Annotated in this window: 7 protein-coding genes and 4 riboswitches; of the genes, 4 read left to right on the top strand and 3 right to left on the bottom strand. The window is 49.1% G+C overall.

The genetic code is table 11. The annotated features are described in order from the left end of the window. Positions 1-10: 10 nt before the first annotated feature. Positions 11-220: riboswitch (cobalamin riboswitch) on the bottom strand. A 55-nt stretch (positions 221-275) separates the two neighbouring features. Then, positions 276-480: riboswitch (cobalamin riboswitch) on the top strand. 144 nt (positions 481-624) lie between these two features. Further along, positions 625-2685, top strand: a complete 2061-nt coding sequence (locus tag C233_RS0105715) for a TonB-dependent receptor plug domain-containing protein (RefSeq protein WP_018666637.1) — start codon at positions 625-627, stop codon at positions 2683-2685. A gap of 203 nt (positions 2686-2888) precedes the next feature. After that, positions 2889-4088: a sirohydrochlorin cobaltochelatase gene (locus C233_RS0105710; RefSeq protein ID WP_018666635.1), complete on the top strand. Its 1200-nt coding sequence runs from the start codon at positions 2889-2891 to the stop codon at positions 4086-4088. A 1676-nt stretch (positions 4089-5764) separates the two neighbouring features. Here C233_RS0105710 and C233_RS0105695 read toward each other — a convergent pair. The 3 genes from C233_RS0105695 to C233_RS0105685 all read right to left on the bottom strand — a co-directional run bounded on the left by C233_RS0105695 (position 5765) and on the right by C233_RS0105685 (position 11037). After that, complete coding sequence (locus tag C233_RS0105695) at positions 5765-7225, bottom strand: PepSY domain-containing protein (protein WP_034777435.1); 1461 nt, start codon at positions 7223-7225, stop codon at positions 5765-5767. A 98-nt stretch (positions 7226-7323) separates the two neighbouring features. Continuing rightward, the gene (locus C233_RS0105690) at positions 7324-8634 is read right to left on the bottom strand and encodes a hypothetical protein (RefSeq protein ID WP_018666630.1); all 1311 of its coding nucleotides are present in this window, start codon (positions 8632-8634) and stop codon (positions 7324-7326) included. A gap of 21 nt (positions 8635-8655) precedes the next feature. Next, positions 8656-11037 carry a TonB-dependent receptor gene (locus tag C233_RS0105685; RefSeq protein WP_018666628.1) on the bottom strand — a complete coding sequence of 794 codons (2382 nt, stop codon included), beginning with the start codon at positions 11035-11037 and terminating at the stop codon, positions 8656-8658. Between the two features lie 110 nt (positions 11038-11147). Further along, positions 11148-11343, bottom strand: a riboswitch (cobalamin riboswitch). 180 nt (positions 11344-11523) lie between these two features. Next, positions 11524-11757, top strand: a riboswitch (cobalamin riboswitch). A 76-nt stretch (positions 11758-11833) separates the two neighbouring features. Here C233_RS0105685 and C233_RS0105680 point away from each other — a divergent pair. Both C233_RS0105680 and cobJ read left to right on the top strand, forming a co-directional pair. Next, positions 11834-12778, top strand: coding sequence for a sirohydrochlorin cobaltochelatase (locus C233_RS0105680; RefSeq protein WP_025068661.1), 945 nt, complete (start codon positions 11834-11836; stop codon positions 12776-12778). Positions 12779-12943: 165 nt separating this feature from the next. Continuing rightward, positions 12944-14380 carry a precorrin-3B C(17)-methyltransferase gene (gene cobJ / locus C233_RS0105675; protein WP_025068660.1) on the top strand — a complete coding sequence of 479 codons (1437 nt, stop codon included), beginning with the start codon at positions 12944-12946 and terminating at the stop codon, positions 14378-14380. Position 14381: the final 1 nt, after the last annotated feature.

The following is a 14381-nucleotide window of genomic DNA, read 5'->3' as shown; positions in this document are numbered from 1 at the left end:
CACGAGTAAAGACAGACTTCAATGAATGGCAGGTCTTCTGACTGACTCCTTGTCTTGATGCCTTCCCGATATACAACAGCTATCAGTGGCAAAGGTTCTTTATCAAGACTTCGTAAAGGCGGAGCTTCACAGCAGCGGGACTGTCCGGGATTTGCACCCGATTCCCTTTTAATCCGGACGGCAGAAACGTCCGCCCGGAACCAATTCGGGGACAAAGATAAAGAAATTCTAAAATTAATTAGGGATAAAAGGCAAAATAATGTATAAAACTCTTTATCTTTGCCACCGGAAACGGTAATCGGGCAGACACATCCGCCTGCCGATGCAAGGGAATCCGGTGCAAGACCGGAGCTGTACCTGCAGCTGTAATCCTTTATAAAAGATGTTTGTACCCTCCAAAAGCCACTGCTGCGGCAACGCGGCGGGAAGGCAGTACAAGCAGAGGAGAGCCAGAATACCTGCCGCTTCCGTAACGTGAGCACTGAGCTTCCAGGATTAGAAGCGATGTCCCCTACATTATACGATAGGATTTCCAGCCTATTTTATTCTTTTCGGGTCATTACCATTCGTATGCAGAAGCAACGTGCCTTTTTATGCTTATTCAATTTATAAAAGGTATAGACGATGAAGCGCAAGTATTGGCTTGGAGCGGCATTGCTGTGTTGCGCGATGCAATCCGCCACGGCACAAAGCATCCTGAAAAACAAAGACGAGAAAGAACTCTCGCTCCTGCTCAATGAAGTAGTGGTAACGGGCACAGGTACGGAACACTACCTCAAAGATGCCCCCGTACAGACGGAAGTGCTCACCGGCAAAGCCCTGGAACAATACCAGGCACGCAGCATCGACGACCTCCTGAGCGGCCTCTGTCCCTCCCTCACCTTCCACGACGGCGACATGGGCAGCCACATCCAGCTCAACGGGCTGAACAACGATTACATCCTCATCATGATAAACGGCAAGCGCATGAACGGCGACATCGGCGGGCAGAACGACCTCAACCAGTTGAACCCCGCCAACATAGAGCGCATAGAAATCGTGAAAGGCGCCGCCTCTTCGCTCTACGGCAGCGATGCCATTGCCGGCGTTATCAACATCATCACCAAGCAGAGCCGGGAGAAAATGGAGCTTACCAGCACCACCCGCGTAGGCGAGCATGGCGATGTACGGCAAAGCACCAGCTTCGGCTTCAAGTACGGCAAGCTGAAATCGGTAACCGGCATCAACTTCCGACACACCGACGGCTGGCGCAACACAGACATGCAGTGGGACCAGAACCAATTGAAATCCGGCTCCACCATGCTCACCGTGAACCGCTCCACCAACTACACGCTCTCCGAGAACCTGGAATGGCAGGTAAACAAGCGGCTCAACCTCACCGCCGAAGGAACCTACTACGAGCGCTGGGTGATGCGTACGCACGGCCCATGGAAATACCTGCCCAACGACTTCTACTACCGCAACTACACCTTCGCCGCCGGCGGCAAGTACAAGCTGAACGGACGCAACTACCTCACCGCCGACCTCTCGTACGGCCGCTACGGTTACTTCTACGACTATAAGCTGAAAGACATCACCGACTACTTCAAGGACGGCGACCGCATCACCTACTACCCCGGCCAGCGTATCAAGCAGAGCATACAGCAGCAAGTGCTGGCACAGGTAAAGGGCATCTTCTACCTCGGCGACCGCCACATCCTGAACACCGGCATCGAATACCAGTACAACCGCCTGGAATCTCCCCACCACATAGCCGACGACCTTGCCTCCGTATACACCCTCGCCGCCTATGCGCAGGAGGAGTGGACGGCTACGGACAACTTCGTCCTGACCGCCGGCGTACGCGGCACACAGCATAAGGAAACCGGATTTAACCTCAGCCCCAAAGTCTCGGCGCTGTACAAGGCGGGACACTTCAACCTGCGCGCCTCCTACGCCATGGGCTTCAAGGCGCCCACTATCAAAGAGCTGTACTACGACTATACGGGCAGCATCGGCGGCGGCTCGCTCACCGCCTACCACGGCAACACCGACCTTAAGGCACAGACCTCGCAATACGGCTCCGTAAGCGTGGAGTACGTGGGAGGCAAGTTCCAGGCAAGCCTGACGGGATACGCCAACTTCATCCGCAACATGATAGAGCTGGTAGAGATAAAGGTAACTCCCGAGGAGAAATTCCTCGAGATAGAAAAGAGCAAGCGGTACACCAACCTAACGAAAGCCCGCATCTACGGCATGGATTTCACCTTCAACTACCGCCCTACGAAAGACATCATGCTGGGCGGCGGATACAGCTATGCCGACCCTAAAGCGCAGTATGCCGCCGACAAGGGCGACAACTACATGCAGTACCTCTACATCGACGCCACCTCCTGCCACAACGCCACGCTCAACGCCACCTGGCAGCACGCATGGGGGCGCTACCGCCTGGGCTTGGGAGTGTACGGCCGCTACCAGTCCACCCGCCACTACGTGAATGACAACAATGCCGACGGCTTCCAGACATGGCGTATCAACACCGCCCACACCCTGCTGAAAATGCGGTTCTGGACGCTGACGATGAATGTAGGCGTGGACAACCTGTTCGACTACGTAGACCGCACCCCCTTCGGACGCAACCGGGCAACCAGCACGCCGGGGAGGAACTTCTACGCATCGGCGCTTATCAAGTTCAAGAACAAGTAAATACGTTATCGTATATTTCATAAATAATACGTTATTGTATTTGCCAAGTAATACGTTACCATATATCACAGGCAATACATTATTATATGTTTTACAAGTAATACATCATCATATATTTATCAAGTAATACAACACTATACATTTCGCAAGTAATACGATACATTAATTATATATTTCAATTCATTATTTAATTCATTACAAGTATGAAGAATTTCAAGTTTTACCTGCTGGCAGCCCTCGTGGTAGCCGTAACCTGCACCGGCTTTGCCTCGTGCAGCGACGACGACGATGAAGAAAGTACCGCCAACCCCGCCACCCGCGTAGTTGCTGAAACCAAGAAGCACGATACCGCTATCCTGCTCTGTACTTTCGGAAGTACCTACAACGAGTCACTGGACGTTTACGATGAGATTATCAACGACTTCCAGAAGCAGTTCCCCGAGACGGACATCTACATGTCCTTCACCTCGCGCACCTGTATCGGCCGTGCAGAGGCATCTACCGGCGAGGCACGCTACAAGTTAGACCAATGGCTGAAAGCTATCGGCGATGCCGGCTATACGCGCGTAGCCGTACAGTCGCTGCACGTTATTCCGGGCGAAGAATACCTCTCGCTGATGAATACCGATATCAAGAAGAATTTCATGATAGACTGGTATCCGCATATCGACGTGCTGAAAGGCGCCAACCTGCTCTCTACCGACGATGATACGGAAGCCGTAGCAAAAGTCCTTTACAATCATTACAAGGAGAAACTGGCAGACAAGAAAAACCTCGTGCTCCTTATGGGACACGGTAACCCCGACGTAAACTACAACGCCAACATAAAGTACCTCGAAACACAAGAGAAGCTGCAAGAGAAAGCAACCAACGGCAATATCTTCGTAGGTACTGTGGACTACGGTGAAATGCTTTTCTGGCCTAAAGAAGAAGAGGAACTACCAGCAGACCGCATACCGGTGACTTCTGCTGCACAGATGATTGCCAACTATCCCGACTGCATCTATTCGCAGGTAATGAAGTATTGCCAGGACAACAACCTGCAACCGAATGAAGTGAACGTGTACCTCGCTCCTTTCATGTCTATCGCCGGCGACCACGCCCACAACGACCTTTGGGGCATCGAAGCCATAGCCGAGAACAAAAGTCTGGACGACGTAGAGCTTAACACCAACGAATATAGCTGGCGCGAACGCCTGGAAAAAATCGGTTTCAAGGTAGACAGAACTTTCGAGGCACACCCCGTAGGCCAGGCAGACGCCGACCACGGTATCAAGGACGGTTGCGGCATCAAGGCACTGGGCAGCTATCCCGAAATCCGCGCTATCTGGGTGAACCACCTGAAAGAACAGTGGGATGCCGATGCTTGGGAGAATGGCGAAGGCTACCAACCGGAGGCATAAGAGAAAGCTGAAAGGAAACAGAAAAGAAAGCCGAATGAACATAAAGCAAGTGGAAGGGAAACATAAGGAAACATATGAAGTACCGGAAATAATTGCATGAAGAATAAAGAAACGGTAAGGGTTATCCCATAAAGCGGACACCTTTACCGTTTTTCTATATCCTAAAGGAAACCGCAGGCACATCGGGATAAAACGTTTTTTTATATCCTAAAAGAAACCGCAGACACATCGGGATAAAACGTTTTTCTATATCCTAAAGAAGCCCACAGGCGCATCGGGATAAAACGTTTTCTATATCCTAAAGAAGCCCATAGGTGTATCGGGATAAATGGTAAATAATTTCTTAATCAGGCAGTAGGGAGAGAAAGGGTAGAATATACCGTACCGGAGAAAACCCATGTTTTTATCCCCGGAGACGTTTCAATGCTTTAACCTATTTATAATCAAAGCATTGCATTCCAAAAGCACAAAAATTTCCGATTTTTTAAGGTTCATTTTAGAGCTCAGGTCCCTATTGACCCTCTTTTACCCCCCTCCGCTGTTCTCTTAAACTATCCAACGACAATATTTTTCTATGCCAGGGAAGTAAATCAACAGCCGTACGCATCATGCGTTCTACCCGGATTATATGCAAGCTCTATCTTAGGAATACACATTAGATTTGCTTAGGAATATATAGACCCATTCGGAATGCACATAAGGTTTGCCCGGAATATATATAAGACTTACCCGGAATATACGCAAGGCTTGCCCGGAATATATATAAGGCATACTCGGAATATATGCAAAGCTTACCCAGAACATATATAAGGTGTACTCGGAATATATGCAAAGCTTACCCGGAATATATATAAGGCATACTCGGAATATATGTAAAGCTTACCCGGAATATATAAGGCATACTCGGAATATATGCAAAGCTTGCCTAGAATATATATAAGGCATACTCGGAATATATGCAAAGCTTACCCGGAATATATGTAAAGCTTACTCGGAATATACACAAGACATACCCCGAATTATATGCAAGGCTTATTGCGGATTGTACGCCCGGCTTAGTTGTGGCTACATGCAGGATTTCCCCCGAACCCCATAACGACTTTATCCGGATTATACCTCAATCTTAACCGAATTATATATCAAACTAACCTGGTATATATATCAGTATCACCCCAACGATATATCAAACTACCCACAATGATATACCGAACTCACCCTAATGATATACCGAACAACCCCAATCATATCCCAACCTTATTTACGCTGCTTCAACCGCATTTATCCCTACCCCCATATATACAACAGATAAACTATACCCTATAAATATCCCTTCCCGATACGGCAATCCCCTCCCCCTACTCTTTCTCTTTTCATGACAACATTCCAAATAGTATAAAACCGCCCCGAGGCTGTCCCCCCTACTTATCGTTTTTACTAATACACTATAAATCAACTGAATAAAAAATGAGGGGCGGGGTAAGGGGGGTCAATAAGAACCTGGACTTAAAAATAAACCCTAACACGAGTGTAAAACAGTAAAAACAACCGACATCATACCGTATCTTAATTCCCCTCACGGGCTAAAAAAAATCATCCCGCAAGCCGAAACAAACCGGCTCACGGGATGAAAAGATTTTGCTTGCGGGATAAAAGATACCGCCTCGCAAGACGGAACGCTATCTGCGCCTACTGAAAGTACGCCTTATATACCTCACTCCCAGCCATACCCCGGTAAGGGAGAAACCAGCACCCACTATGCACACCAGCCAAATGGCGATAGTCCATAACACGGGACGTTCTATCAGCCATTGTATGTTCAGGTAATGAATGCCGCTGAACAGCCATTTCCTCACTATTTTATTGTGGTTGAGGAAGCGGACGTAGCCCGTTTCCGGACTGATATAATAAAGCGTGCCGTCCGCATCGTCCACCTCTACCTTATACACGGGCAAGGGAAGCGAACGGTCGCGGTCGAGGTAATAGTTGTCGTAGCGGTCTATCAGCGAGATGCTGAACTGCACGCTGTCTCCGTGGAGGCGTTTCAGCCCCTCTACGATAGTTACTTCCGGGATGAACAGTTCGCGTACGTCTTCTGCGGAAGCGTCTATCAGGCGCTCATTATCGCCCTCTACAATGGCATATACGGGTATCTCTCCATAATGAGTCCACGACACCTCTTTCAGCTCCGGATAAGCCTCTTTCAGCTTGCGGTAATCCAGCCGGTAGGCGGTAACGGGCAAAGGCTGCTTTCCCCACATCTTGGAGTAGCTGAAAAAATAGTTGCCCTGCATGGGCACTATCCACCTGGGAACCCGCTGCATGGACAAGACACCGCTTACGCTCCACGCAATCAGGGCAATGCCGAATACAAGCCCTATCACAAAGTGCCAGCGATACCAGAATCTCTTGTAGGGAACCTCCCACTGCTTTTTCTTCCTGTACCGTTTCAGCAGCAGGTATATCCCCAGATAGAAACCGGTAAGGGAGGCTGCCAGGCATAGAAATCCGCCTACGGTGATGCTCGTTTTCCATATAGAGACGTCTTTCCTGATAAAAGGCAGATAGAACTTATGCGGGATAGCGCCCAGCCATGCCCAAAGGCGTTGGGAAGCATCCGTAAGCTGCTGCACTTCTCCCGTACGACTGGCAACGAACAGTTCGTGCTTTTCCGCATCGTCGAAATAGAAACGGTAGATAGGAAGCTCGCGTTCGTAGCGGCTGTACAAAATCCACTGTGTACGTTCGTAGAGGGTGTCTACGCGCCGTATGGGGGCATCCACCCACCTCCGGGCAATCTGCTCTATCGCGGCATATGTTACCGGCTTTACCGCTTGCAGGGTGTCCGCACAGAAAAGCCCGGTGCTGTCCTTGGTTTTCAGCTCCACGAGCGTCTGCCCCTGGAACTGGCGGACACGGATGTTTCTCACGGTTCCGGGCATACGCTCCACGTACTGGTGTATGCCGGGCAGTGAGTCGGGCAATGTTTCTTTCATCGCATACACCTTGCTGTCCGACAGCCGGGGGTACGGATGATATATCAGGATAAGCCCCGATACGAACCACATGAAAAAGAACAGGGCGATAACTGTTCCGGCAATGCGGTGGAGGGAAAAGGTATATCTGTTTATCTTCTTCATAAATACGGATGACAAGCCAGAATAAGACAAAACCGGAACAGCGGGCATTCTGTATTATCCCTTGTTCCGGTTGTCTTTATAATTACCGGCAGTTAGTATTAATCTGCAATGTACACAATACGGCTAAAGTCGTAACCCTCCTGGATAGTGACTCCCTTCTTCATGCTGCCGCTCTTGATGTCGTATACGTATACGCACGGTGCAGTGTGTTCGGGATTGACACCGATATATGCCTTTCCGTTCAGAATGAACGAACGTTGCGAGAAAGTACCGCTGCTATAAGGCAGTTTCTGTCCGTCGCAGGTAAATTCCGTTACCTCGTCCGTAGTCAAGTCGAGCAAAGCATAATAGCAGTTATAGGCATCGCCCCAGTTTTTACCCTTTTCGTATTTGGCATTATCATCGCCGCAACCTGTGTATTTAGGGTCTTGCACGTAAATCAGCGCCTTGTTGTTACCCAGGTAATCTACGGTTACCAGCTTACCCTGGTCGGCCTCTTTATTCGCATTCTGGCGGAAGCCTTCATAGGATTGGTCGAACTCCATCTCTCCCTTTTTGATGCGGAGCAGACGTCCATACTGGCAAGTGCTTGCCTCCGAGTTCGGAATGCGGCTGTTGCAGGCGATATAGAGGTTTTCGTTATTGTCGAAGAACATCTTGTTCTGCAACAATTCACCATAGGCTGTACCTGCCATTTGCTCCGCACGTTCTTCTCTCACATATTTTTCGACCTTCATGGTGGCTGCATCGATAAATGCTACATAGAAACCTGTCTCGTCGTTTTTGTCCTGGAAAGCATAGATAATCTTATCGTCGGACTTACGGTAACGTGCCAGGCCGGAGGTGCTGAATTTCGTGAAATTGGTGAGTTCGGCCAATCCCAAATTGCCTTCTGCCTCGATTTTCATGGTGTTAGCATTGATTTTCGTCCAAATTACCTCGTCGGCAGGACCGTTTGCAGCTATTATAACGAAAGTATCGTCGCTTATCCATACAAACGAGTAACGGCGGTCTTTATAGGTATTCGTCTGGAAAGCTTGCTCGGCAACCGTAGTAATGGCTGTGTTCGAAATCTGGTATTTGCCGAAGCGGTCTTTTTCCTTCGGAATCTGGTAATAGTATTGTCCGTCGATAATGGATTCCTGGTAGAGTTTGGCTGTTACATCGCAACCTGAGTTCTTAAAGTCGATAGTTTCGTCGCCTTCAAGCGAATTGACGCTTTTTACCAGCAGGGCATCATCCGAACCCATACCGCTGGAACCGATAGTTACCCAGATATCATAATGCACCTTATCAATCATTTCGCCTCCGATATCGCCGGAGTTATCATCGTCATCACTACAAGCACTGAAAGACATGGTTGTCATGACAGCGGCAAATGCCCATACTAAGAATTTAAATTTTTTCATTTTCTTTTTTTATTTGAATAATTAATGAATGAATAGTCTGAATTTGCATAAGAAGGAGCGTCCGGGTTTTTGCAGCATATAGTTATCGTATATCTTACTGTCGAAAAGATTATTGCACTCCAACGTTATATTGTATTTTTCTTTATGCCACGAGTAGGTCAGGGTGGCGATGTGCTGGTGCTGCGTCGGGATTTTGGACTTGCTGTCCAATGACCCGTATCCTTCCCAGGTGAGGTAGAACCAGTGGACGTACTGGTACAGATAGCCGAAACGTACTTTGTCGTCTCTCTGGAAAAGATTTCTTTGTGTCAGGGTCAGCTCGGTATTGCTAAACAGCCACGGCCTGTTAGGTATCTTGTTCTTATAGGTTACGGAAGGCTTTCCGTCTTTTTTCAGCGGATTCATGTCACGCGCTTCCTGGTAGCTGCAATTAGTAGTCAGTTGCAGCAGGTTGTCGTAGGTATAGCGCAGCTCTCCCTCCGCTCCTTTCATTGTTACATTGGAGATGTTGTCATACTGCATCATGCCTTCTACTTCCGATACCACGGCATGTATATAGTCCTCCACCTTACGGTAAAAGGCATTTGCCTCGTAATAAAGCAGGTGTTTGGGAGCCAGACGGATATTTCCGAAAGCGCCCACATTGAAATTATTGCTGTGTTCGGGCTTCAAGGCGAGGTTGGCGTATATGGTCGTACCGTTTCCCAACAACTCCCTGGCCAGAGGAAGGCGAACGGTATGCTCATAGGATGCTTTCAGGGCAAAAGGCTCGCAAAAGTTGTAGCGCGTGCCCAACCCGTAGCCCGGATTGTTTTTCGTAGTGCTACGGGGCATATTGGCGGAGTTCGTTATCCAGGACAGGTCTGTCTGTTCTATCTTGACATGGTTGATATAGTCTTTCAGGAAGAAAGTGTTCACCAACCTGTCATTCATGAACGACTGGTTGTACGAAAGCCCCACAATGTGTTTCGCCAATACGTCATTCGAGGGTACAAACTCGTCATCGAAATCGTCGTAGCGTTTGTTTCCCGTACGTGTCAGCAAGTAATTCAGGTTGATAGAGTGGTATTTGTTAAAATCATAATTCAGATTGGCGCGTACTACCGTAAGCGGACGTTTGTAATGACGCAGTTGCTTGCCGTATCCGGTTATCTCATTCCGTGCACTTTCAATGTACGACTGGTTCCAACTGTATTTACGGAAAGCCGTATCTACGGTAAGCGCATGGTCCCACGTGTGGGAAACAAGTGCGTTCATCGCCAGCTTTTCTATCAGGAAATCTTTCTTACGGTAGCGTGCCGAAACGTTCCAGGCGTCCTGCTGCTTCTCTGCCATACCGTAAACGATGCTTTGCATGGCTCCTGTCTGGAGTTCCTTATCTACCTTCGAGTAAGAGCCGGAAACGTAGAATGCGTCGGCCCATTTCTTGTTTTCCACCCCTACCTCTACCTGTGCCAGCACCGAGAGGTAATCATCGTGGAAACGCTTGGCATCGGCCAGCATGTATTTACCCTGTTCTTCATTCCACAGCTCTACATCCTTTACCGTATAATCGTTCTTGGAATAATTAAAGCCTATCGTCGGTTTCAGGACAATACCTGTCTTGGGGAAATATACTTGCGCATTCAAATCTGCAAGATAGGTATGGAAAGAACCTATACTGAATGAGGCGTCTAAAAAGTTCTTTTTCTCCTTTTTAGTGATAATATTGATAGCTCCTCCCAAAGCATCAGCGCCCAAATGGGCGGGAACGACGCCTTTATATATCTCGATATGGTCGATAGTGTTTACCGGAAAGTTAGCCAGCGATATTTCCGTCCCTTTGGTATCCATAGGTACTCCGTCTACAAAATAACGCACTGCATTGCCCGACATTCCGTTCAGCGACAGCTCGAAATCGGAGCCCAGCCCGCCTTCGGTACGTACCTTGATGCCGGTGGTACGGTTAATGACGTCGTTCAGGTTGGTGGTAGAGTTGGCTATGGATTTTACATCGACGGCGTTCACCGTATAGGCTCCCTCGCGCAGTTTCTGCGTCTGGCTCTTGCCGTACACCGTAACGGATTGCAGGTCTACCGAGTTTTCCTGCAACCTGAAGTCGAAGGTCTGGTTTTTCCGTACATCGATTTCTTTCTTTATGGTGTTGTAGCCGTACAACGATACCACGAGCTTGTGTTTTCCGGCAGGAAGCCGCAGGGAGTATGCGCCCTTGTCGTCGGTGTATGTGCCCGTAGTGGAGCTTTCTACCGCCACCATAGCCGCCGGCAGGGGATGCTTGCCTGCGTCCGACACGACGCCGGATATGGTGTATGTGCCTTGTGCCGCCAGCAAATCGGAAAGCAATAATAGGGATACGAACAGTAATGTACGGGATAAGCGGTTGTTGTTTCTTCGGTATGCCATTCTTCAAATTTTAATTCATGGGGAAAACGGCACGAAAAAACAAACAAAGTCCACCGGTTACGGAAAAGTACTCGTGAATATTGTTTTCAGCCTTATCCCACGAAAGCTTTAAAAACACAAATAAACCGGCAGGTCTTCTGACTTGCTCCATTACCGGAACCTTCCCGTCCTGAAAAATAAGACAGTGGCGTATCTCTCCGGTAACACTGTTGAGAGCTTACAGCAGCGGGACTGTTCAGGATTTGCACCTGATTCCCTTTTAATCGTCCTTCATTTGAAAATGCCATGCGAACATTTGGAAATGAATGCGAACCGATTTACATAACAATCTTATGTCTAAACCGTTAAGAAATAAACAGTTTCTTTTTTATTCCTTAAAGGGTTTGATTTTCGGGTGCAAAGGTACAATGTTTTTTCTTTTACGCAATATATATCGCGGATAAATTAAATCACCGGCTCATTACTCCGATATATGGAATTTATATATATCTTTGTCCCGGTTTAGGTGATACGGCAGCGCATCCTGCCTGCCGTATAAAAGGGAATCCGGTGCAAGTCCGGAACAGTGCCCGCTACTGTAAACTCCATTTTATCCCGGTGCATACGCGGATAAAGTGCAAGGAAACATCCTCATTCATACCACTGTCCGACAAGGACGGGAAGGTTACGCGTTTTCTTGCAGGGGTAAGCCAGGAAACCTGCCTATGCCGTTAGAAAGACAATGGTCGCCCCGGGATTAGGAAGACTAAATTATCAATTATAAAACCAAAATTCTGTTATGATTATGAAGACAAGTATGAGAACGAGCCTGTTTTTAATATTAACCGTGTTCTCCCTTTTCTGCTCCGCGCACGAAGGAGAAAATTTCGTTGCAGACGATATGCTGGCAAATATGAAGCCGGGCGATAAGGCTGCCTTGCTCATGGTGCACTTCGGCACTACGCACGACGATACCCGTGCACAGACTATCGACGCCATTAATGCCAAGGCTAAGGCTGCTTTTCCGGAACTGGAGTTCAGGGAGGCTTATACCTCGCGCATCATCATACGCCGCCTCAAGGCACGGGGCATCGACAAAGCTACTCCGCTGGATGTTTTGCTCCGGCTGCGCAGCGAGGGTTATACGCATGTCATCATACAGAGCACTAATATCATCGACGGTGTGGAAATGGAATCGCTCCGCCGCGATGTGGAAAGTGTGTTGCCTTTCTTCAAGCAGATACGTGTAGGCACGCCCCTGTTCTATTCGGTAGAAGATTGCGAAGAAGTGACCGCTATCCTGGAAAAACGTTTCGGCACGCCTGCCAACGGGAAAAAGAACGCCAAAGAGCACATCGTTCTCGTAGGGCACGGCACTTATACTCCCAGTACTGCCATGTACGGCCAGATTGATTATATGCTGAAAGCCGACGGCCGGACTAACTTCCACGTAGGCACTATCGAGGGTTATCCGACTTTCGAAACGATGTCTGCACAACTGAAAGCTGCCAAAGCCAAAAGCGTAACGCTCGTTCCTTTAATGTTCGTTGCCGGCGACCATGCCAAGAACGATATTGCGGGCGACTGGAAGGAGGCGCTCGAGAAAGAGGGTTACACCGTAAATACCCGCCTGGAAGGGTTGGGACAAGTTCCTGAGATACAGGATATATTTATAGAGCACATCCGTTTCGGACTGAAACACCGCATGCTGGGTATCATGGAGAAGAAAGCGGCGTATGCGGCAGGCAAGGAGGTGAAGTAAGGATGTCATTGCGGAATGAGGCGAGCATCTTATTATTGAATGAGGCATAAACGTTGCCATTAAATAGAGGTGGGGAAATACCGCAAAAACGAAGTGGGAAATTTGCCGTTTCATGCCTGTAATCCGCTAAATTGACGTATCTTTGTATATAGAAATATGGAACTTATGAAACAGCCCAAAATCATCGTTGCCGGTATCGGTCCGGGTAATGAGCAGGATATTACGCCTGCCGTAATCGCCGCTTTGAAGGAAGCGGATGTAGTGGTAGGATACAAATATTATTTCCGGTTCGTCACTCCCCACCTCCGTCCCGGAACGGAATGTATAGACACGGGGATGAAGCGGGAACGCGACCGTGCCGAACAGGCTTTCGAACTTGCCGGACAGGGTAAGACGGTATGCGTTGTCAGCTCGGGCGATGCAGGGATTTACGGCATGACTCCCCTTATTTATGAGATGAAGCGCCAACGGTACAGCGACATAGAGGTTGTTTCGCTGCCGGGTATCAGCGCTTTCCAAAAGGCTGCCGCCTTGCTGGGCGCTCCCGTCGGGCATGATTTCTGCGTGATTTCGCTGTCAGACCTGATGACGCCGTGGGAGCGCATCGAGAAGCGTATCGTAGCCGCTGCCGCCGCCGATTTCGTGACGGCTGTCTACAACCCCAAAAGCGAGGGGCGCTATTGGCAGCTTTACCGCCTGAAAGAACTGTTCTTGCAGGAGGGACGCTCACCGCAGACGCCCGTGGGGTATGTGCGCCAGGCGGGACGCCCCGAACAAGAGGTGCATATAACCACGCTGGAAGCGTTCAATCCCGAAGATATAGATATGTTCACCGTTGTGCTGATAGGCAACTCGCAGTCTTACGAGTGGAACGGGACGATAATTACACCGCGGGGGTATTATAGGGAAGATGAAAGGGGGCATTCCCCGTCCTCTGCAAGCCACCTCCAAATCAATAAAGGACAGGATATCATGATACGGAGCTTCCGTACCATAGAAAAGGAATTGAAGAACGATAACATTCCCCTCGACCATAAATGGGCGCTGCTGCACGCTATCCATACCACCGCAGATTTTGAAATGGAAAAGTTGCTGCATACGGACGCAGGAGCTGTGGAAACATTGTACCGGGGCATCATCGAAGGACGCATACGGACAATCGTTACGGATGTAACAATGGCTGCCAGCGGTATCCGTAAAGGGGCTTTGGAGCGTCTGGGTGTGGAGGTGAAATGCTATCTCGGCGATTCGCGTACCGCTGCAATGGCGGCAGAGAAAGGCATCACCCGGACGCAGGCAGGCACGCGCCTGGCTGTGGAAGATTGTCCCGATGCGCTTTTCGTATTCGGCAACGCTCCGACCGCCCTAATGGAGCTTTGCGACCTTATCCGTAAAGGGAAAGCGTATCCGGCAGGGATTATCGCCGCTCCGGTGGGCTTCGTGCACGTGCAGGAGTCCAAACATATGATAAAGCCTTTTACCCATATCCCGAAGATAATCGTGGAAGGACGCAAAGGCGGCAGTAATCTCGCCGCCACCTTAGTGAACGCTATCTTATGCTACAACGATGCGGAACAGCTAAGGCCGGGAAGGGATGTATGAG

Origin of the sequence: Bacteroides gallinarum DSM 18171 = JCM 13658 (assembly GCF_000374365.1) — a bacterium.
Classification (GTDB): domain Bacteria; phylum Bacteroidota; class Bacteroidia; order Bacteroidales; family Bacteroidaceae; genus Bacteroides; species Bacteroides gallinarum.
The sequence above is the reverse complement of the archived record's forward strand: the minus strand, read 5'-3'. Positions and strand labels throughout refer to the sequence as shown.